The organism is Paenibacillus sp. B46(2026), assembly GCF_056786355.1.
On the sequence record NZ_CM165907.1, the window covers coordinates 3,246,597 to 3,267,334 of the forward strand.

Annotated in this window: 17 protein-coding genes and 1 pseudogene; 15 read left to right on the top strand and 3 right to left on the bottom strand. The window is 44.1% G+C overall.

What is annotated here, in order from left to right:
- The first annotated feature begins 18 nt into the window (after window positions 1-18).
- Window positions 19-759: an oxygen-insensitive NADPH nitroreductase gene (gene nfsA, locus AC1S8V_RS14715; protein WP_336760225.1), complete on the top strand. Its 741-nt coding sequence runs from the start codon at window positions 19-21 to the stop codon at window positions 757-759.
- Between the two features lie 191 nt (window positions 760-950).
- Here the strand turns inward: nfsA and AC1S8V_RS14720 are convergent, their stop codons facing one another.
- Window positions 951-1,496 carry a TetR/AcrR family transcriptional regulator gene (locus AC1S8V_RS14720; protein ID WP_482074222.1) on the bottom strand — a complete coding sequence of 182 codons (546 nt, stop codon included), beginning with the start codon at window positions 1,494-1,496 and terminating at the stop codon, window positions 951-953.
- 243 nt (window positions 1,497-1,739) lie between these two features.
- Here AC1S8V_RS14720 and AC1S8V_RS14725 point away from each other — a divergent pair, with 243 nt between their 5' ends.
- The 14 genes from AC1S8V_RS14725 (at window position 1,740) to AC1S8V_RS14790 (ending at window position 19,532) form a co-directional block, all read left to right on the top strand.
- The gene (locus AC1S8V_RS14725) at window positions 1,740-2,501 is read left to right on the top strand and encodes an SDR family oxidoreductase (protein WP_482074223.1); all 762 of its coding nucleotides are present in this window, start codon (window positions 1,740-1,742) and stop codon (window positions 2,499-2,501) included.
- 115 nt (window positions 2,502-2,616) lie between these two features.
- A complete protein-coding gene (locus AC1S8V_RS14730) occupies window positions 2,617-2,901 on the top strand; it encodes a MarR family winged helix-turn-helix transcriptional regulator (RefSeq protein WP_482074224.1) in 285 nt (94 codons plus the stop codon).
- A gap of 430 nt (window positions 2,902-3,331) precedes the next feature.
- Entirely contained in the window at window positions 3,332-5,650 is a 2,319-nt protein-coding gene (locus AC1S8V_RS14735) for a glycoside hydrolase family 95 protein (protein WP_482074225.1), read from the top strand.
- A 249-nt stretch (window positions 5,651-5,899) separates the two neighbouring features.
- Entirely contained in the window at window positions 5,900-6,133 is a 234-nt protein-coding gene (locus AC1S8V_RS14740; RefSeq protein ID WP_482074226.1) for a hypothetical protein, read from the top strand.
- Between the two features lie 100 nt (window positions 6,134-6,233).
- Complete coding sequence (locus tag AC1S8V_RS14745; protein ID WP_482074227.1) at window positions 6,234-7,820, top strand: response regulator transcription factor; 1,587 nt, start codon at window positions 6,234-6,236, stop codon at window positions 7,818-7,820.
- A 5-nt stretch (window positions 7,821-7,825) separates the two neighbouring features.
- Window positions 7,826-9,541: a sensor histidine kinase gene (locus AC1S8V_RS14750; RefSeq protein ID WP_482074228.1), complete on the top strand. Its 1,716-nt coding sequence runs from the start codon at window positions 7,826-7,828 to the stop codon at window positions 9,539-9,541.
- 121 nt (window positions 9,542-9,662) lie between these two features.
- Complete coding sequence (locus tag AC1S8V_RS14755; protein WP_482074229.1) at window positions 9,663-11,324, top strand: ABC transporter substrate-binding protein; 1,662 nt, start codon at window positions 9,663-9,665, stop codon at window positions 11,322-11,324.
- A 42-nt stretch (window positions 11,325-11,366) separates the two neighbouring features.
- Window positions 11,367-13,043, top strand: coding sequence for an ABC transporter substrate-binding protein (locus AC1S8V_RS14760; protein ID WP_482074230.1), 1,677 nt, complete (start codon window positions 11,367-11,369; stop codon window positions 13,041-13,043).
- Window positions 13,044-13,168: 125 nt separating this feature from the next.
- Entirely contained in the window at window positions 13,169-14,110 is a 942-nt protein-coding gene (locus AC1S8V_RS14765; protein WP_051153902.1) for an ABC transporter permease, read from the top strand.
- A 15-nt stretch (window positions 14,111-14,125) separates the two neighbouring features.
- Window positions 14,126-15,046 (top strand): carbohydrate ABC transporter permease, encoded by a 921-nt coding sequence (locus tag AC1S8V_RS14770; protein WP_192131601.1) that lies wholly within the window; start codon window positions 14,126-14,128, stop codon window positions 15,044-15,046.
- Between the two features lie 98 nt (window positions 15,047-15,144).
- The gene (locus AC1S8V_RS14775) at window positions 15,145-17,406 is read left to right on the top strand and encodes a glycoside hydrolase family 3 N-terminal domain-containing protein (RefSeq protein ID WP_482074231.1); all 2,262 of its coding nucleotides are present in this window, start codon (window positions 15,145-15,147) and stop codon (window positions 17,404-17,406) included.
- Between the two features lie 10 nt (window positions 17,407-17,416).
- On the top strand, window positions 17,417-17,836 hold the full coding sequence (locus AC1S8V_RS14780) for a DUF3237 family protein (RefSeq protein ID WP_482074232.1): 420 nt from the start codon (window positions 17,417-17,419) through the stop codon (window positions 17,834-17,836).
- Window positions 17,837-18,069: 233 nt separating this feature from the next.
- The gene (locus AC1S8V_RS14785; RefSeq protein WP_036615805.1) at window positions 18,070-18,561 is read left to right on the top strand and encodes an RNA polymerase sigma factor; all 492 of its coding nucleotides are present in this window, start codon (window positions 18,070-18,072) and stop codon (window positions 18,559-18,561) included.
- A complete protein-coding gene (locus AC1S8V_RS14790; RefSeq protein WP_482074233.1) occupies window positions 18,561-19,532 on the top strand; it encodes a hypothetical protein in 972 nt (323 codons plus the stop codon). Before AC1S8V_RS14785 ends, AC1S8V_RS14790 begins: the two co-directional genes overlap by 1 nt.
- Window positions 19,533-19,620: 88 nt before the next feature.
- Here the strand turns inward: AC1S8V_RS14790 and AC1S8V_RS14795 are convergent.
- Both AC1S8V_RS14795 and AC1S8V_RS14800 read right to left on the bottom strand, forming a co-directional pair.
- Window positions 19,621-19,794: pseudogene (locus AC1S8V_RS14795) on the bottom strand (GNAT family N-acetyltransferase); the annotation flags it as partial.
- A gap of 23 nt (window positions 19,795-19,817) precedes the next feature.
- Entirely contained in the window at window positions 19,818-20,693 is an 876-nt protein-coding gene (locus AC1S8V_RS14800) for a LysR family transcriptional regulator (protein ID WP_482074234.1), read from the bottom strand.
- Window positions 20,694-20,738: the final 45 nt, after the last annotated feature.

Consider the following 20,738-nt stretch of genomic DNA (forward strand, 5'->3'; position numbering starts at 1 on the left):
ATAGAGGAGAGGGCTTTTATGAATAACACACTCGAATTGCTTCATAACCATACATCGTATCGTTCTTACACATCTCAACCTCTGACAGTGGAACAACGAGATGCAATCTTTCAGGCAGCGAATCAAACTTCATCGTTCAGTCTTCTTCAGGCTGTGTCCATTATTCGCATCACAGATCCAGTTCTTCGAAAAAAAGTCAGACATCTCTGTGTCGATCAACCCTATATTGAAGAAGCGGCAGAATTCTGGATCTTCTGTGCAGACTTCAACCGAAATCATGAAATTGCTCCGGATGTGGATATTGAATATATTGAATTTCTGTTGATTGGTTCATTCGATGCCGGCCTGATGGCACAAAATGCGTTAACCGCGGCCGAATCGATGGGACTTGGCGGAGTGTTCATTGGTGGGGTCAGAGCCAATATTAGCGAACTATCTGACGTATTGAATTTACCTAAATATGTTATCCCACTGGTGGGATTATGTATCGGTAATCCAGCTGGAGATAAGCCGGAACTGAAACCACGGCTCCCTCAATCCATGGTATTGCTTGATAATCAATACCAACCAATGGATCAAGAGAAATTAGCAATCTATGATGAGACCATGCTGAAGTATTATGAAAATCGTCCGACGAGAGCTCCTTTCACCGTAAAAAAAGTAAAAGGATGGAGTGACCATATCCAGGATCACCTCGAGAGAAGTATTCAGCCGCAAATGATGGCCTATTTGAACAAGCAAGGTTTTGCCAAAAAATAAGCTTTACGATAAATCCAAACTTCCTGAACTTTAGAGTTGTCCATAATAGGTAAACTGACGACTGTAACTTATTAAGTATGATAAATCACTCTGATGAAGAAGGCATAATTCATGACAGATGCATTTGATGCCTCCTCAAAACGTGAGAACAATATGAGTAGCTGCTGTTACTAATGTTGCTCCTTTTTCGTTTAGTTTTGGTGCATCATTCGCACAATATGCTCTGCTATACTTCGTTCTGTTAGTTTAGTTTGTTCAGCAGTATGCAGAGTAACTGCTTCATTAATCATGTTAGCATAGATTTGTGCGTACAAAGTACGTTCATCAGAGTTTATGTCCTGCATACAAAGATCCAAATAATGCTTTAGTGCAATGACTAATTTTGAAGAGAGAAGAGGAATAATTTTATTATAGTTCCGTCGACATTTCTTTTTGACTTGTTGATGATACTCAAATGCTGCGAATACCAAGTGCATCATATTGTCTCTGGTAAATGCACACACACCATTAGTATGTTGTTGAATAAGTTCTTCCGCTGATTTTTTTATAATCTCATCCAACAATTCATATTTATCTTGGAAATGAGCATAGAATGTTGCCCTATTGATTTGGGCTCGCTCCGTTAAATTTTGTATTGTTATTTTATCAAAATCTTTTTCTTCCATCAGTTCAAAAAGTGACTCGAAAATGGATTCTCTTGTTCGGGTTGTACGAATATTTCTTACTTTAAGTCCCATGAATCTATCTCCCTTTTTTAAACCAACAAAAGGCTCGCATTGTTGGTTGTTCTTCGATGATGTTCCGGATACAATTGAACTACTAAAGCAACTATTGTTGTAATAGTATAATACTAAGAAGGTGGTTAGTCCATTCAAAGAATTTAAAGTGCAAGGTTAATAGTAAGTACTGATTTCATCTAACAGTGTAAATAATAAAACTTCAAAGTGATTAAGAAAACTAAATATTGGAGGGATTTTATAATGAAACTTACAGGAAACACGATCTTCATTACAGGTGGCGGTTCAGGAATTGGACGTGCATTGGCAGAAGCTTTACACAAGCTTGGAAACAAAGTAATCATCTCGGGTAGAAGAAAAGAGCGTCTGGAGGAAGTACTTAGTGCTAATCCCGGAATGTCTGCAGTTGAACTGGACATACAGGATCTTTCCAGTATCGAGGCAACGGCTAAGCAACTTATTCGGGACTTCCCTGATTTGAATGTCTTATTTAATAACGCCGGCATCATGCTTTTCGATGAGGCTGCGGGTGTGATTGACGAAGAGGTTCTGGTTTCAACGGTTTCAACAAACTTGCTTGGACCAATTCGAATGACGTCTTCATTAATTGAACATTTGAAGTCTAAAGAAGAAGCTGTGATCATTAATACGACTTCTTCAATCGGGTTTATTCCGTACGCAGCGACTGCAGTGTATTCCGCTACCAAAGCAGCGCTCCATTCCTATACCTTATCACAACGTTATTTACTTAAAAATACAACAGTAAAAGTATTAGAAATTATACCACCTGGGGTTCAAACAGAACTCATGGCAGATCTTAGTGACGATCCACATGCGATGCCACTTGAAGCATTCATTAAAGAAACAATAAGATTACTCGGTACGGATGCTGAAGAAGTTCTCGTGGAACAAGCGAAAATGATTCGTGATAATCAAGGTCCGAATGAGGGAGCTTTTGTAACGCAACTTAACGATATGGCGAGCCAAGCTGCAAAAGGCCATTAATTTCATTTTTCCAAGACTTTGGTTTCATTGTTACCAAAGGTGAATTGACACCTATATATCCCCATGATACATTTAGTCTGCTAAATATAATTCGGATGCTAGGGAGGGATCGTTCATGACAGATGCAGTAGATTGTGATATTCGACAGTCCTTAGATCGAATTTCCTCCCAAATGCGTCGAAATTATAGTGAATCTCTTCGGGAACTTAATCTCTATGTAGGACAAGATAATTTATTGTATCGGTTGTGGTTGGGTGATGGGGTAACACAGATGCAACTAAGTGAACATATGAAATGCGAACCACCAACGGTTACGAACATGGTCAAATCACTGGAGCAGAACGGATTTATATATCGTAAACGTGATGTACAAGATGCAAGAATCTGCGTATCTTTCTAACCGATAAGGGCAAAGAATTAGAAAAACCGGTTGAGCATAAATGGAGAGAGCAGCAAAAGAAATTACTTCAATTCATTTCTTCGGAAGATCGGCTGATCTTGAGGCAATTGATGCAACAAATGGAGCGAAATATCCTATAACTTAAGTCAAGTTTTTCACGTTAACTAAATGGAATGAACGAAACAGAGTCGCTATTATAGCGGCTTTTTTTATTGCCAATACCTTTACTTCCTTAAACAGAACAAGAACTTGTACTGGCAGTTTCGGAATTTACGATTAAACACCTCTAATGCTGGGATAGGATTGTGATAATTCAAGTTAATTTTGTTCATTTAGATGTTCATGAGATTACAGTACACTGAAACAACAGACAAACGGAACACACTAAACATAAAAATGTGAGGAATTATAATTCGTTGGAGGTTTTAACGTGAAGACCAAAAATATCTGGTTTATTCAACCTGCTGGAACATGGGAAGAGGCATTGCCTATCGGAAATGGAACTCTTGGAGGCATGATTTTTGGGAAAATACAGATCGAGAGAATTCAGCTTAATGAAGATAGTCTGTGGTATGGTGGGCCGATGCAGCGGAATAATCCTCAAGCACTTGAATCTTTATCTCAGATCAGAAGCCTGATTTTTGACGGAAAGATTAGGGAAGCAGAAGAACTCGCAGCAGATACTCTGGTAGGTATTCCTGACGGGCAAAGGCATTATGAGCCATTAGGGGACTTCTACATCGCTATGGATCACAGTGAACATGAACCGAATGGATATCAAAGACATCTCGATCTGGAACAAGGCAAGGTAAACGTGAATTATACCGCTGATCAATCCATTTACAGCCGTGATTATTTTGCTAGCTACCCGGATCAAGTGCTCGTTGTTCATCTCAAATCTAGCATACCTGGAAAGTTATCTTTCTCCACTATTTTTGGCAGGGGAACTGTTCTGGAATCAACAAGATATTCCGATATTCTTAAGCATCCTGTTGGTTTCCAATCCTATCTGGACCGGATTGAAAAGCGTGGAACTAATAATTTGATTATCCGAGGTAGAAGTGGGGGAGAAAAAGGAATTCGATTTTGTTGCGGGATTCGCCTTATATCTGAAGGAGGACAGGTTCACTATTCAAGCGGTCAGCTTTCTCTGAAAGATGGTAATTCAGCGACTATTCTAATCTCGGCTTGCACAGATTTCCGAGTACCCAAGGAACAACTTGAAGCGGAGTGCCTCCGAAGAATTGAGGCTGCTTCAGCAAAGCCATATAGTGAACTGCTGGCCGATCATATCTCGGACTATCAATCCTTACTCGAAAAGATGGATATACATCTCGAAGATGAAAATAAAGATGTTATATGTTCCGAACTTCCAATCGATCAGCGCCTTGAACGGCTTAGAGCTGGTAAGCATGATCCGGAACTGATGAGTCTATACTTTCAATTTGGTCGCTATCTGCTTATCTCAAGCAGCCGACCAGGTTCTTTACCGGCAAATCTTCAAGGGATATGGAATAAAGACATGCTTCCTATATGGGATAGCAAATATACAATTAATATTAATACACAGATGAACTACTGGCCTGCAGAAAGCTGCAATCTGTCTGAATGTCACGTTCCATTGTTTGATTTTATAGATCGACTGCAAGTCCGAGGAAAAGAAACCGCTAGCATGATGTATGGTTGCAAGGGGTTCGTTGCTCATCACAATTCGGATATCTGGGCAGACGCTGCTCCGCAGGATGTATGCATGACATCGACGTTTTGGACCATGGGAGGAGCATGGCTCTCATTACATCTGTGGGACCACTACGAATACAATAAGGATGTTCAGTTTCTCAAAAAAGTTTACTCCACGATGAAAGATGCGGCTATGTTTATTCTGGATTATCTAATAGAGGATCCTTCCGGTAATTGGGTAATATGTCCTTCGTCCTCACCGGAAAATCGCTATATATTAGATAATGGAGAGTCGGGGGCTTTATGTTTTGGTGCTTCAATGGACAATCAGATTATTAAAGAACTCTTCACGCGTTGCATTGAAAGTACCCGGATCTTGCAAGAAGATCAGGAATTCGGAGAAGAACTCCGTAGTGCTTTAACCAAAATACCGGAGACCTCCATTGGAAAACATGGTCAGATCCAAGAGTGGAGTAACGATTATGATGAAATGGAACCTGGACACAGACATATTTCCCATTTATTCGCTTTGCATCCTGGAACACAAATTACGTTGCAATCAACGCCTGATCTGGCCAAAGCAGCTCGCGTAACACTCGACAGAAGATTGGAACACGGTGGTGGACACACAGGATGGAGCAGGGCGTGGATTCTCAACATGTGGGCACGATTAGAGGAGTCGGAACTTGCATACGATAACATCGCGGAACTTCTACGTTCCTCCACGTTACCCAATCTGTTTTGTGACCATCCTCCATTTCAAATTGATGGGAACTTTGGAGGTACTGGAGGTATAGCAGAGATGCTTCTCCAGAGCCATAACGAAGTAATCAGATTGTTACCTGCTTTGCCAGCAGCGTGGCCAAAAGGATATATTCGTGGTATTCGGGCTCGTGGCGGGTTTGAAATAGATCTGGAATGGGAAAATGGTCGTCTATTAAATACCAGAATTCGCTCTATTGCAGAATCCAGAGTTACCGTATCCTATCTGGACCAAAAGATAGAATTAACCTTTCTTGGCCCCAATTCTATGATTGAATTAAAAGGAAATAACTGGAACAATCAATAAGAAGTTACCGATTACCTGAGCGAAACCGGCTGACAAAATTGCCGGGCGAATTCGCTCTTTTTCTTTGCTGAGATAAGATATAGGCAAGAGTTGGCGTGTTTTGCTTAATGCAAATAAAATTTATCAAACAGGTATTCTGAAGTCTCATTCATATCAGATATATGACCTCCTTGTCGTTTCGCGCAATAAATATAGCTGTTTGTGCAATGAAATTGCAGACGTGAACCTATAAAATGTAACCATCCTAGCATGATGGATACCATCGGGTGGGGTTGTCAGACCTATAATCGTTATGATCAAGAATTCGGCTATGGCAAAAAAGGATGGATGTCTGAACGCTTCTGTCATTCGGAAGGACTGGTCACTGAAAAATATGCGGATGGTACACCAGCCAGCACCTGGTTTTGCCTGATGCCATGGGCCAGTGGCTCGATCATCGAAGGCCTTGTTGGCGACTATTGGGATTATACGCGACATGAATGATTTATTTTGCAATAACTACAACAGTCACCATATTAGATGCCGCCGATAGGGAGAGATGCTACCGGCGGTTTATTTTCGTTGGAGGAAAGGGGACACACGGATGTTAAAAGTATTACTGGTAGATGACGAGATGTATGTACGAAAGGGGCTGTATGAACTCATAAATTGGAATGATCTTAATATGGAGATTATCGGAGAGGCAGAAAACGGTGTTGAGGCATTAAATCTGATTGAATGCCTGCAACCAGACGTGATTATAACAGATATCCGTATGCCAATCCTGGATGGACTGGAACTGATACGTGCCGTAGAGAAAATGCCACATCTGGAACCTGTGTTCATTATCATCAGTGGTTATCATGACTTCAAATATGCACAGCAGGCAATCAGGTACGGTGTTCATGACTATATCCTGAAGCCTATTGATGATGATGAACTGACGGCGACGTTGCAGAAGTCGGCTAATCTGATTTGCAATAAAAGAAAACATATTCTTTTGGCTGAGGGACAAGCCAGTAACATCATGCTGGAGGATGTGATCAAAGGCCATGTACAGATGGAGGATGAACATCGATATGCCGAGATGCTTGGGATCAATCGTAACTCCAGTCTGCTCATGACTTTGATTGAACTTCAGACCGGATTAGATGAGATTAAAATTACCATTGAACAGCTACGTGAAGCAGTACATTCTCTGGAGAGTAATTTGTGCAAAATGTTCATCAGTGAGCAAAAACGCGGCACGTTTGCTTTGTTACTGTTGTGGCCTGATCATCATCAAGGGGGCTCGGCGTTACAGGATAAACTGCATAATATTCATATAACACTGAGCAAAAGGTTTAACCTGGATATCGGTCTTTACGTAGGAACACTCGTCAAAGAAATTGGTGATGTCCCACAATCCCTTACGGCGGCTGAAGAAGCAGCCAAGCATAAATATGCTGAAACTGGTGGTGTCGTGCGTTATAAGGAGATCAAGGACAAACCGCTGTTTGTTTTCAATGTATACCAGGACGAGGTGGATCAATTAATTTTGAGCCTGGAAGAGGGGAATAGGCCTGCTTACAACAAGATTGTAGAAGAGAAATTCAAATTGTTTCATATGAATCGATTTTCTCCCCAAGCTGTATCGGGTTCTCTTTTGCGTTATATAACGGGTATTCTCGCTGTAGTCAACGAGATGGGTGGTAATGACGAAGGGTTACAGCAACTGAAGGAGTTGGCACAACAAAGTCATGAAGGTTGGAATTTACGACTATTGAAGAATGCTTTTCTCATCGCGCTGGAGGAAGCCGAGGAGTATATCTCTCATTTGCGGATTGAACAATCCAAAGGGGATATCAGCAAGATCAAACGATATATTGATGCAAATTATACCGAGAACATCAATCTCAAAAGCATTGCTGCGCTCTTCTATATGAACCCCGTTTATCTTGGGCGATTATTCCGCAAAAGCTACAATCAATATTTCAATGACTATCTGCTGAACCTGCGGATTCATGAAGCGAAGAAGTTACTGCGCCAGACGGATCTGAGAATGTACGAGGTTGCTGCACGCGTAGGATTTCAGAATGCGGATTACTTTGTAACACAGTTTGAGAAACTTGTTAAGCTATCACCTACAGAGTATCGTAACTTCCTTATGGGAAATGAGCAGCGAGGTGCACAATGCCAAGATGGAACCTGAATTACATGAAGCTTCGAGATAAGCTACTGCTCATGTATGTCCTGTCTGTGTTTATTCCCATCGTTGTCACCAATGTGGTGTTCTACAATGTCACATCCGCCAATATTCGTAGTCAGAAAACTCGTGATGCCGGCATGGCCTTGAACAATCTGAAGAACGACCTGCGGGTAACCATAGATCAAGGCGTCGGTCTTTCTTATTCGTTATACACTGATCCCGTATTCAATGACACCATCTCCCGTTCGTTTCGCAGTCATTTTGAGTACATTGACGCTTATAATTCGTACCTAAAAGGGCAATTCTCCAGTCAATTGAATCAAGGGATTCGCTGGTATCAAGTGTATACCGATAATTCTACCATTTTATCTTCCGGTTATATTGATCGTTTAACTGACGATGTCCGCAACTCGGACTGGTACGTTCAATTTCAGGGATACTCCGCCCCTTATCCGGCACTGATCTCATCGGATCAGATGTTAAGTCTGGTTCAACGGCTCGACAATCTGGACACTGGGGGGAGAGAGCAGTTACTTAAAATTGACCTGAACATGGATATGATCAAGCAGTATTTTCACAACAGCGGATTTGACGGAAAAATGTATCTTCTTGATCCGGGAGGACACATCCAATTTTCAAATGATAATGCACCAGAAGAAGCTCAGATAGGGAAACGTTACAGCGAGATCCAGTTTCCGAACAAAATGATTCCCTTTGAACTTACCTATACAGGCATTAACTATCTGGAAGGGTGGTCCCTGCAAGGGGTGATGGATGAAGAAATTGTGTTGAAGGAGGTGCGGAAGTCCCGTTCCTTCGTCGTATGGCTAGCTTGCATTAATTTTGTCCTGCCTACTATTATCATCGCGGCTATGTCCAGAACCATCCATGTCAGGCTGGTGCGCATTCTGAAACATATGAAAAAAGTAAAAACACAGAATTTCCAGACGATTCCGCCTGAAGATGCAAGAGATGAAATAGGTCAACTCACGATGGAATTTAATCGAATGACCGAGACGATCCATAACCTGATTCATGAGGTATATCTCGCCGACATCCAAAAGAAAGACCTGGAGTTAAAGCAGCAGCAAGCACAGCTTCATGCGCTCCATAGTCAGATCAACCCACATTTTTTGTTTAATACCCTGGAGTCGGTACGTATGCGGAGCCTCATCAAAGGCGAGAAAGAGACTGCCAAAATCGTGCATAACATGGCCAAGATGTTTCGCAAGTCGATTAGTTGGAATCAGAATGATGTGACAGTGAAGGAAGAATTGGAACTCATCGAGAGTTTTTTACAAATTCAGAAATACCGCTTTGGCGAAAAACTCCAATACAACATTGAAGCAGATCCTGCGGTACTGATGTACCGAATCCCCAAGATGGTTATCCTCCCCTTTGTTGAGAATGCAAGTATTCATGGAATTGAATCGTCTCCGGGTGTAGGTATCATTCAACTCTTCGTTTTAATGGAAAATGACCAGCTCCATATCAGACTAACGGATAACGGTATAGGGATGTCAAAAGCGAAATTGGAAGAGTTGCTAAGTTACCTGGATCAAAACACCGATATGGGAGAGCATGTTGGCATGAAAAATGCGTATAGTCGCTTAAAACTTTGTTATAAAAATCAGTTTTCATTCGACATCCAGACACGGGAAGGAGAAGGAACGCATATCCAAATTAAGCTTCCACTTGATCCATCAGCCATGCCAGGCGACTAAATATGAGGGATATACTTTTCAAAGTAGGAGGTACACTTTCATGGGTAACTTTGAAAGCGCTATCTTGATATATTGAGAAGGCTTAAAGACACAAACAATACTTTAAGGGGGCATTTGCTACATGTTTAGAAAAAGAAACATTATAACAGGTCTGGCCATTTTACTGGCTGTAACCCTGGCAGGTTGTAATAAAGCCAGCCCGGAAGCTTCTTATCCTGACAGTAATGACAACACCCCGGTCACCTTTAAATATTTCACGTTTGGCGGTGGCAAGAAGGACATTCTGGCAAGCAGCACGACCATTGGCAAGAAGCTACAGGAACAAACAGGCGTTGACTGGAAGATGGAATATCTGGTCGGTGACGGTGCAACCAAGGCAGGTGTGATGATTGCGAGTGGGGATTACCCCGACATCATCGACTCCAGTGGTGAAATGGCCAAGTTGATGGATGCAGGATCTTTTATCCCGCTGGATGAACTGATCGATCAATACGGGCCTAACATCAAGCGAGTATACGGGCCTTATATGGACAAATTCAGACAGGAGGATGGAAAGATATATTTCTTGCCATACACTGCCAACATCGGTTATGTGTCAGAGCCTAACTTCCAAACCGGCTTCTACATTCAGCGTGCTGTGCTGAAAGAGTTTAACTACCCCAAGATCAAAACGCTGGACGAATATTTTGACTTGATTGAGCAATACAAGCAAAAGCATCCGCAGATCGATGGAAAAGAAACCATCGGCTTCGCTACACTTGCGGGTGAATCGGGCAGCTTCTTCACCCTGCTAAATCCGGCCATGCATCTGGCAGGTTATCCAAACGATGGCAGTGTGATGGTGGATATGCAGAACCATGAAGCCAAACTGGTAGCCGGATCTGACTATCAGAAACAATGGATTCAGAAGCTGAGCGAGGTTAATGCACAGGGGATGTTTGATCCCGAATCCTTCACTATGAACCAGGATCAGTATCTCGCCAAGTTGACGTCCGGTCGGGTGCTGGGATATTTCAGTTACTCCTGGCAGGTTGGAGACGCATCGAACAACCTTAAGAAGGCTGGTATTGACGACAAACGATTCGTATCTCTACCGATCGTATTTGATGACAGCGTCAAAGACCAGTATGTGGACCCGCCAGGCTTTGTGAACAACTATGGTGTCGGAATTACCGTAAATGCCAAAGATCCCGTGCGAATTATTAAGTATTTTGATAATTTGCTCAAGGAAGAAAACCAAATTCTGGTTCAATGGGGTATTGAGGGCGAGACATATAGTGTGAATGATGAGGGCCGATTTTATTTCGAAAATGATGACCAACGCAAAGCACATGAAGATCCGGAATTAAGTCGTAAGTTCGGCTTTGACTATTTTAACTACAGCTGGCCTCGTTACGGGAATAACTCCGTACTGGAGGATGGCAACGCCTATGGACCAGGCAATCAACCAGAGGTGGCTACCTTTAGCTACACGGACGGTGACAAGCTGTTGTTAGAGAAATATGGTGTGAAGACATTTACAGAATTATTCAGCACGCCGGATGAGCGTCCTTGGTCTCCTGCATGGTCCATCGCACTGGAGCAGGGCTCTCCGGAACAGATTTTCATCACCAAGGCAGAAGACCTCCAGAAGAAATATTTACCCAAAATGATTATGGATTCGCCGTCCACTTTCGAGAACACATGGAATGAATATATGAGTCAATTGAATCAACTCGACAAGAAAACATACGAAGCTACGATAACACAGGCAGTTAAGGATCGTGTAGCTGGCAAATGGTGAGTGTAATCCATAAGAGAACACACGGAACGGGGGAATATTCACATGTTAAAACCAAAATTTAGAACAGCGGGTTTAGCTGTATTACTAACAGTTTTGCTGGCTGGGTGCAGTCAGAACAGTTCGTCATCAGCGCCTTCAGCCACAGGTGATGATGAGAACAGTCCAGTCACGTACTCGTATTACATGTTCTCTCCAGGCAAGAAGGATGCTCTGGCAAGCGAAACAACAATCGGTAAAGCGTTGCAAGAGCAAACAGGTGTGGACTGGAAGTTGGAATATCTGGTAGGTGATAGTGCTACAAAAGCCGGTGTCATGATTGCCAGTGGAGACTATCCTGATGTCATTAGCTCCAGTGGTGAGATGTCCAAGTTACTGGATGCCGGGGCCTACATTCCGCTGGATGATCTGATTGAGGAATACGGCCCTAATATCAAAAGGGTATATGGACCATACTTCGATAAAATGAAAAATGCAGAAGACGGAAAAATCTATGCTCTGCCTTATACGGCTAATCAGGGTGAGTATTCAGGTAGCCCAAATGTGGGCGGAGGAGCTTTCTGGATTCAGCGATCTGTGCTCAAGGAGTTTAACTATCCCAAGATTACTACACTGGATGAATATTTTGATCTGATTCAGGATTATAAGGAAAAACATCCAACTGTCGACGGTGCAGAGACAATCGGATTTGTGTCACTTGCGGGTGTGGCCAATAACTTCTTCACGCTGCAAAATCCAGCGATGCATCTTGCCGGTTATCCGAACGATGGCAGTGTCATGGTGGACATGACTACCCATGAGGCGACAGTCGTCGCCGGAACAGATGCCCAGAAAAAATGGATTCAGAAGTTAAATGAGATCAATGCTCAAGGCATGCTTGATCCGGAATCCTTTACGATGAACAAAGACCAGTATTTGGCCAAGCTGACTTCGGGTCGTGTGTTAGGGTACTTCAATTATGGCTGGCAGGTTGGAGACGCATCGAAAAACCTGCTCTCGGCAGGCATTGATGAGAAACGTTATGCACCACTTCCGATTGTGTTTGATGAAGGAATTAAGGATCAATATGTTGATCCTCCCGGCTTCGTCAACAACTATGCAACAGGTATCTCGGTGAATGCCAAAGACCCTGTTCGTATCATCAAATATTTCGATAATTTGCTGAAGGAAGAGAATCAGGTTCTGGTGCAATGGGGAATCAAGGACGAGACGTACAGTGTGGATGAAAAGGGTAGGTTCTATTTTGCGAATGAGGATCAACGCAAAGCCCATGATGATCTGGAGCTGAGCCGTAAATTCGGGTTCACCTACTTCGGATCAGACTGGCCGCGATATGGCGGTGAATCTACACTTACCGATGGTAACGCTTATAGCCCTGGCAACCAGCCAGAAGTAGCCGCTGCATCTTACACCGAGGGAGACAAGAAGTTCCTTGAAGCCTACGGTATCCAAACTTTCAGTGAATTATTTAATAAACCGGAAGAGCGGCCATGGTTCCCGGCATGGTCCATCGCCCTTGAGCAAGGATCACCTGAACAGATCTTCACCACCAAATCGGATGATCTGCAACGTAAATACTTACCGGAAATGATCTTGGGAGCACCATCGAATTTTGATAAGCTGTGGGATGCCTACATGGCTGAATTGAACAAATTAGACAAAGCTGGTTATGAAGCGACCATTACCAAAGTTGTGAAGGATCGTGTAGCAGGAAAATGGTAATACGAACGCATTAAAACAAACTGTTACATGCGCAGGAGAAGATGACAGAGCATCTCCTCGCATGAATAACAGCACAGGAAAGGAGCAGGTTCACCGTGGAGAAACCTAATGTCTCCCTTAACTCGATGCCTCCAGCCTCGAGTCCGAAGGGAACCAGAGCACACTCGTTCTTTAAGCGACTTGTGCAGCAACGAACGCTTGCCTGGATGTGTATTCCTTTTGTCATCTGGGCTTTTATCTTCAAGTACCTGCCGTTATGGGGATGGACCATGGCTTTTCAGAATTTCAAACCGGCGAGGTCCTTCTCCGATCAGCAGTGGGTAGGCTGGCACCATTTTAGTATCTTGTTTGAGGACAATACCTTTTACCGGGTGCTGAGAAATACACTCGTCATGAGTTCCATTAAACTGGTGTTGGGATTTGTGACAGCAATTACACTGGCCCTTTTGTTGAATGAGCTGAAAAATGTCATATTTAAACGTTTTGTGCAAACCGTCAGTTATCTGCCTCACTTTATTTCGTGGGTTGTTGCTTCCAGCATTGTATTAACCGTCCTGTCACCAGACGGAATTATTAATCTGCTGCTGATGAAGCTTCACCTGATTGACAGTCCGGTACTATGGATGGGGAAAGGTGAATACTTCTGGGGTATTCTGGGGGCAACTGAGGTCTGGAAAGATGTCGGTTGGAACACCATTATCTATCTGGCAGCGATTACGGCGATTGATCCAGCCCAATATGAGGCTGCCGAGATTGATGGAGCCAGTCGCTTCAAACGGATGTTATATATCACCCTGCCTGGCTTGAAACCGGTTATTGTGATCTTGTTGATCATGAACATGGGAAGTATTCTTGAATCCGGATTTGAACCACAGTATCTGCTGGGTAACGGGATGAATATGGACTATTCGGAGAATCTGGACATCTTTGTACTGAAATATGGTTTAGGGATGGGGAACTTTTCCTTAGGTACAGCAGCCGGCATATTCAAAACTGTGGTCAGCTTCATCTTCCTTTTCTCCGCAAACTATATAGCAAAAAAAATGGGAGAGAGCAGACTATTCTAAAAGGAGGCCTATGCCATGCGAAAAGGAAACACATCCCGCTTGCGGAATAGCAGCACCGGGGATCGAGCGTTTGACACCATTAACATCATCTTCATGGTATGTCTGATGATTGTGACGATCTATCCCTTTGTTAATATGATTGCCGTATCTTTCAATAATGCAAATGATGCCATTCGGGGCGGAATATATCTATGGCCTCGTGTATGGACACTGGACAACTACAAATACATTTTTGGCGAATCGGATATCTATCACGCAACTCTGATCTCGGCTCTGCGTACGGTCATTGGAACCGTGGTGTCCGTCTTCTGTACAGCCATGCTTGCGTATACGGTTAGTCGTCAGGAATTTGTGCTTCGCAAGTTTGTTACGATGTTTTTTGTATTCACGATGTATTTCAGCGGGGGGTTGATCCCCGGTTATCTGCTGATTCGAGACCTTGGATTGATCGGTTCCTTCTGGGTATATATCATTCCAGGTGTAATCGGTGTATTCAATATGATTGTCATCCGTTCTTTTATTGAAGGTCTTCCTGAAGGCATTCTGGAGTCAGCCCGCATTGACGGGGCAGGGGAGTTCACGACATTTATCCGCGTTGTCCTGCCGCTAACGATTCCCGCAATGGCAACCGTATCGCTCTTTGTAGCCGTGGGGCAATGGAACTCCTGGTTCGATGTATTCCTGTACAACTCTTCCAATAAAGAGTTAAGCACGCTGCAATACGAATTGATGAAAATTCTGCAAACTTCGACGACCTCAGCGACTTCATCAGCGAGCGATGCTTATCAGTCTGCCGAGAGCAATGCAACGGCGGTCACACCAACCTCGATTCGAGCGACCATGACCATTATTGCGAGTGTTCCTATTCTGATGGTCTATCCGTTCTTACAGAAATACTTTGTACAGGGCATGACGATTGGTGGCGTGAAGGGATAGTCATTACCTGAATATAATTTCATAGAACTATGAAAACGCAACAAACTATACCGTAGTAGCGTCTATTCATCCAAAGAATAACAACAGGAGTGAAACAATTGCACATAAAATGGATGACGATTATTAGTGGCGTTCTCGGCTCTATGCTGATAGGGGCGGCGAGTGCAGCTGCGGAAGAACGTTTTGTGGATCTGCAGCACTCAAAGTGGGCAGAGGATGGCATCACGTATATGGCGAAACGGGGAACAGTAGCGGGATATGGCAATGGAATATTCAAGCCTGAGGCACAGGTGACGAGGGCACAAGCCGTCACTTTTATGGTTCGGGAGCTATATCCAGATCAGCTTCAAAAAGAAGTAGAAGGCACGACATATGCGGATGTTCCAATTACACACCCCTTCCATCGAGAGATCGCAATAGCAGCTAAAAATGGACTTGCGAGTGGTTTCCCTAACGGGACCTTCCGACCGGATGCGCCGCTTAGCCGCGCAGAGACCGCGGCGTTCCTTACACGGGCTTATTCACTAGCGGAAGGTAAGAATCCTGCAAAATGGACTGATACGGATAAGCATTGGGCAGCAGCACCTATTCTTATTATGAGTTCAAACGGCTTGGTCAGCGGTTATTCAGATGCCACCTTCCGTCCGAATCAAGCTGTCACGCGTGCTGAATATGCCGTATTTATGGCGAGAGTAATTCGCTTCGAACGTGAAGCGGCCATTCGGACACAAGATTGGGATAAGCTGATATCCTATATGACGGTAAGTGAGCAAGTAGGTCAGATGCTTATGCCTGACATTAGGCAATGGAACGGTAAAGCGACGACGACCGTTAATGAAGGACTGAAACGAAATATCCATGATCAAGACTTGGGCGGACTTATTCTTTTCGATAAAAATATTGTAGACGTCAAGCAGCTTACAACGTTTACACATGAACTACAAAGAGAAGCCGGCGACATTCCTCTATTTCTTAGCATCGACCAAGAAGGAGGCGTGATTAAGCGAATTCCAGGCGGGACGAATCTGCCGGGTCAAATGGCACTTGGCGCAACCGGAGACACAGCACTGGCCGAAGCGGCTGGTCATCTGACAGGAGAGGAGCTGAAGGCACTGGGGCTACAGATCAACTTTGCTCCGGTGCTTGACATCAACAGCAATCCAGACAATCCCATCATTGGCATCCGGTCATTTGGCTCGAATGCAGATTTGGTCTCTCGGCTTGGTCTCGCAACAATACAGGGCTTACAGCAATCCGGGGTGATGGCGGCTGTTAAACATTTTCCGGGGCACGGAGATACGAAGGTAGACTCCCATCTTGGTATGCCTGTGCTAACCCATAACCGAGAGCGGCTTGATGCGGTAGAATTAAAACCGTTTCGGGCTGCGATTGAAAACGGAGTAGAGATGATTATGACCGCGCATATTGCTTTCCCTGCCATAGACAATGAGCATGTCACTTCGCTCAAAGACGGTGAACGTGTGCCGATTCCTGCCACCTTATCGAAAAAGGTACTGACCGGACTTCTTCGCGGAGAGCTGGGATATGAAGGTCTCATCATTTCGGATGCCTTTACCATGAATGCAATTGCGGAGCATTTTGGAGAGAATACATCGGTAGAGCGCGCCGTTTCCGCAGGTGTTGATATCATCCTTATGCCGAAAGATTCAGCAACCGCCCATCAAACGCTGGTGAACGCGGTGAACAATGGAACGATCAAGGATGAAACCATACATGCATCCGTGAAGCGAATCTTGGAGATGAAATCGAAATATGGTTTGTTTGAACGCAGCGAGTCGCTTTCACACAAGCTAGCTCAGCTTAATGGTATCATCGGATCGAAGGAGCATCGAGCAGTGGAACAAACAATCGCAGAGCGAGCAGTGACTATACTCAGTAGCCGCGAAGGTGTGCTTCCTGATCCAATTAAGCAAGGCGACCGGGTTGTTATTGTCGCAGCCGAGCAGGAACAGGCAAAACAGCTTGAGAAGCAACTGTTGCAAGCCGCTAATAACCTGTCGTTAAAGACAGAAATTTCACTTGTTGGACAAGGCAAAGTGAATGAAACGCTCCAGGCGATTGGCAAAGCCAATTATGTCATTCTTGCTTCTTACCAATTCCGTAATGTGGCCAGCGAGTTCGGTTGGAGCGATTATCAAACCTTGATTAATGCGATGAACAAGAGTAATCAGCGATACACGCTGTTGTCTCTCGGTAACCCATACGAAACAATCTATTTGCGGGACGTGCGCTCAGGGCTTGCTGTGTATGGAAAGCAGGAGCCAAATACGTCTGCCGGGATCAAAGTATTGCTTGGTCAACTGAAAGCTGAAGGAAAGTTGCCCGTACTAACGGATTAACGCTTAATATATGAAGAACAAAAAGACGGATTCGGTACATGTGAACATCGAGAGATCATTCGAATTGCAAAATAGCGAAGATCATTCGGTTGTTATGATTACTTTTACAGGCAGCGTAACCGGAAAGTACTTTGAGGGAATTGTGCTGGGTGGAGGAGTGGATACGCAGATCATCGGTAAGGATGGGGACTCGCATACCCTATCGGCAAGATACATGATTCAAGGCAAGGACTACACAGGGCATCCCTGCAAAATCTATATCGAAAACAACGGAAACATCGATAAAACGCTGAAAACTGCTTTATTTCGTACTTCCCCCAAAATGATTACGGACAGTATAGCCTTATCCTTCTTGAACAATGAGACACTTGTTGGAGAAGGCCATCCAACGGAATCCGGAGTAGATATAAAAATATATAGGGCACTATGATACCACGGCATAGATGGTAACTATGTTGTTCATGTGTCGCGGAGAAATCACGCTGTTATGAACAGTCGGAGCTGCTAAATGAGCGGCTCTTTTTGTCGTTATGCCGCCGCTTATACAGAAGATCCTGATGGATATGAACCGATATTTATAAATTTCGTAGAAAATCAAACAACAAAATGTGACCAAATGCCGTCCTTAAAAGTGTTAGAGGTATAAAGGAGGGCGTAACAACCATGCAGCGATCAGTGCCCCAGCTGGGCGATCATGTGATGAAAGTCTACGAGACATACGCGGATACGCTGTTCCGGATTGCCATGGTGCACCTCGGCAGACGAGAAGACGCGGAGGAAGCCACTCAGGATACCTTCATCAAACTAATAGAAAAAGCCCCTACATTCAACGATGCGGAGCATCAGAAAGCATGGTTGATTCGGGTCATTACCAATCATTGCAAATCCTTATTAGGCAGAGGCTGGCGCAAACGGGAGGTCAAGCTGGAGGGAGTCGATCCCCTTACTACGGACAACCCTGAAGATCACGCGCTGATCGAACTTGTGCTGTCACTGCCCGTCAAGTATAGATCGGTGGTTCATCTGTATTATTACGAAGATTATCCGATCCGAGAAATCAGCGAGATCCTGGAGATAAGCGAGTCAGCAGTGAAAATGAGATTAAAGCGAGGTAGACAGCTGTTAAAACTGGAGCTGGAAGGAGAGGAACTGTAATGAACGAAGAACAATTCAAACGAAACTACAAGAAAGCGGTGGATCATATGAAAACAAACGAGCAAATGAAAAAACGGGTAGAGCAATCCTTGAACACGCAACATCAGGGGCCAAAACGCCAACGCAAACCATTATACATTGCAGCAAGCGTCGTTATCGCTGCCAGCATCGGATTGGCTGCACCAAGTGTATGGCAACAATTCAATGGACCAGCCGTATCAACACCACCGGTGGCAGCGGTGACTCCAGGCGCGTCATTCGACCCGATTGTGATTCCGAAGATGGAGTTGCCGGATTCACAGGGCAAAGGCGCGATGGCTGATATGATGCAACTGGTTGTTTATGGAGGAAACGTCTATACACAGTCCCCAACATTGCTTGAAGGCACAAATGCACTCCATCTGCGGGGCGAGAAGCTTGGTACTACAACTGGCGGCATCCATGAACTCAGTGGTCAGGATAAATACACGGAGCTTGCTTCCAACATTGGCGAAGCAGACATCTATGCGGTCAATGGTTACGATAAGGACTTCCGCATCATGTCTTACACCGAGATCGATGGTCAGGTGTATGCTCAACTATTCGACAAAAACAACGGGATCACCCTCAGTAGTGGTGCCGACCTGATTGGTAAGCTTCATCTCGAAGGCAACATCGCTTCAGCGCAATGGGAGACGTTTGACAGCTGGAACAACGGATTGCAGCAGCTCCAGCCGTTAGCAGCGGATGAAGCACTGGACAGCTTCATCTCATCGCTGAATGCTGCGAAACCGATTGCTACGAGTCCGGAATTGGAAGAGAACCTCTACGGCAAAGAAGATCGCAAGATCATCTACCTCACACTGGAAGATAAAACGCAAGTCCCACTGGTTCTATTCGGTGAAGGTCTGGTGCGTTACGGTAATGTTCCTGCGTTTCTCGAAGTTGAGAAAGGCGTGTTTCAATCATTCTGGAACAGCTTGAACGAGTAAGGCGAAGATATCAATACGGATGCATGAAGAAGAGCGAACAGGGCACGAAAGTGCTTTGTTCGCTTTTTTCATCAACGGTGGGAGTAGATTAATTAAAGTTCTTGTAATAAACCAAATGATCGGTCCACTCATTATTTTCGTGTATAAAACCTTTACGTCCACAATTAAATTCCATACCCACGCTTTCAGCTAACTTCACAGAAGGGGCATTATCCAAATTGTTATGGGCTTCTATACGGTGGAATTTCAAATGTTCAAATGCACTCCTCTGGATTGAATTTATGCTCATGGCATAGCACTGAAATAGTCCATAACCACGCTACGAAACTCTAAAGCGGCTTTTGAAATATACCTGTTTTTGTGCGAAAGTAGAGCGATTTCGCGAACGAGTCTGTGCTCTTCTACCTGCAGGTATCTAATACGTTCATGCGGGTTTCTGGCTGTGCTAGGTATAAACGCAAGACCGATCTCCGCTTCAACAAGGGCTGTTAATCTTGCAGGTTCGTCACCTTCATATACATACTTCGGTAGGAAACCAACGGATTGACATATGGAATCTACCATATCACGAACCCCATAACCTTGTTTCACCCCAACAAAACGCTCGTCCTTAAGCTCGGTTAATTGAATGCTGCTTCGGTCTGCATATCGATGACCCATAGGAACAGCGACTACAATCGGATCGTCATATAGTATCTGACATTCGATATCGTCACCTTCAATCGGAGGGGAGGAGAGACAAAAGTCCACCTCGCCCCGATGTAGAAGCTTGGACATGTTTTCTAACGAAACCATTTGCACATGGAACTGAATGTCCGGTTTATTTTTTCGGAATTCCCGTAGTATACCTGGCAAAGTGCTTGCCGTAGTCACCGCCAATTGCAGTGTACCCTGATCCAGATTGGAAAGGTCACCTATTTCCCGCTGTCCCTGCTCCAATTCAAATAAGGCTTTTTCCGTTCGCTGAAGAAATGTTCTTCCAAAGTCGTTTAGTCGCAACTTTCTCCCGATTCGATCAAATAAAGGGACTCCCAGGTCCTCCTCTAATCGTTGTATCGTTTTGCTCAGGGAGGATTGCGTGACATGCAGCATTCCCGCAGCTTCCGTAACATGTTCGCATCGGGCCACCGTCAGGAAATATTTTAGTTGAAGAAGCTCCATTTGCACCATTCCTTCATTCCTTGTAGTTCATCAAATCATAACATA

Coding starts and splice junctions, on each gene's coding strand:
- nfsA (WP_336760225.1), top strand. CDS start 19: ATGAATAACACACTCGAATTGCTTCATAACCATACATCGTATCGTTCT.
- AC1S8V_RS14720 (WP_482074222.1), bottom strand. CDS start 1,496: ATGGGACTTAAAGTAAGAAATATTCGTACAACCCGAACAAGAGAATCC.
- AC1S8V_RS14725 (WP_482074223.1), top strand. CDS start 1,740: ATGAAACTTACAGGAAACACGATCTTCATTACAGGTGGCGGTTCAGGA.
- AC1S8V_RS14730 (WP_482074224.1), top strand. CDS start 2,617: ATGACAGATGCAGTAGATTGTGATATTCGACAGTCCTTAGATCGAATT.
- AC1S8V_RS14740 (WP_482074226.1), top strand. CDS start 5,900: ATGATGGATACCATCGGGTGGGGTTGTCAGACCTATAATCGTTATGAT.
- AC1S8V_RS14745 (WP_482074227.1), top strand. CDS start 6,234: ATGTTAAAAGTATTACTGGTAGATGACGAGATGTATGTACGAAAGGGG.
- AC1S8V_RS14750 (WP_482074228.1), top strand. CDS start 7,826: ATGAAGCTTCGAGATAAGCTACTGCTCATGTATGTCCTGTCTGTGTTT.
- AC1S8V_RS14755 (WP_482074229.1), top strand. CDS start 9,663: ATGTTTAGAAAAAGAAACATTATAACAGGTCTGGCCATTTTACTGGCT.
- AC1S8V_RS14760 (WP_482074230.1), top strand. CDS start 11,367: ATGTTAAAACCAAAATTTAGAACAGCGGGTTTAGCTGTATTACTAACA.
- AC1S8V_RS14765 (WP_051153902.1), top strand. CDS start 13,169: ATGCCTCCAGCCTCGAGTCCGAAGGGAACCAGAGCACACTCGTTCTTT.
- AC1S8V_RS14770 (WP_192131601.1), top strand. CDS start 14,126: ATGCGAAAAGGAAACACATCCCGCTTGCGGAATAGCAGCACCGGGGAT.
- AC1S8V_RS14780 (WP_482074232.1), top strand. CDS start 17,417: ATGAAGAACAAAAAGACGGATTCGGTACATGTGAACATCGAGAGATCA.
- AC1S8V_RS14785 (WP_036615805.1), top strand. CDS start 18,070: ATGCAGCGATCAGTGCCCCAGCTGGGCGATCATGTGATGAAAGTCTAC.
- AC1S8V_RS14790 (WP_482074233.1), top strand. CDS start 18,561: ATGAACGAAGAACAATTCAAACGAAACTACAAGAAAGCGGTGGATCAT.
- AC1S8V_RS14800 (WP_482074234.1), bottom strand. CDS start 20,693: ATGGAGCTTCTTCAACTAAAATATTTCCTGACGGTGGCCCGATGCGAA.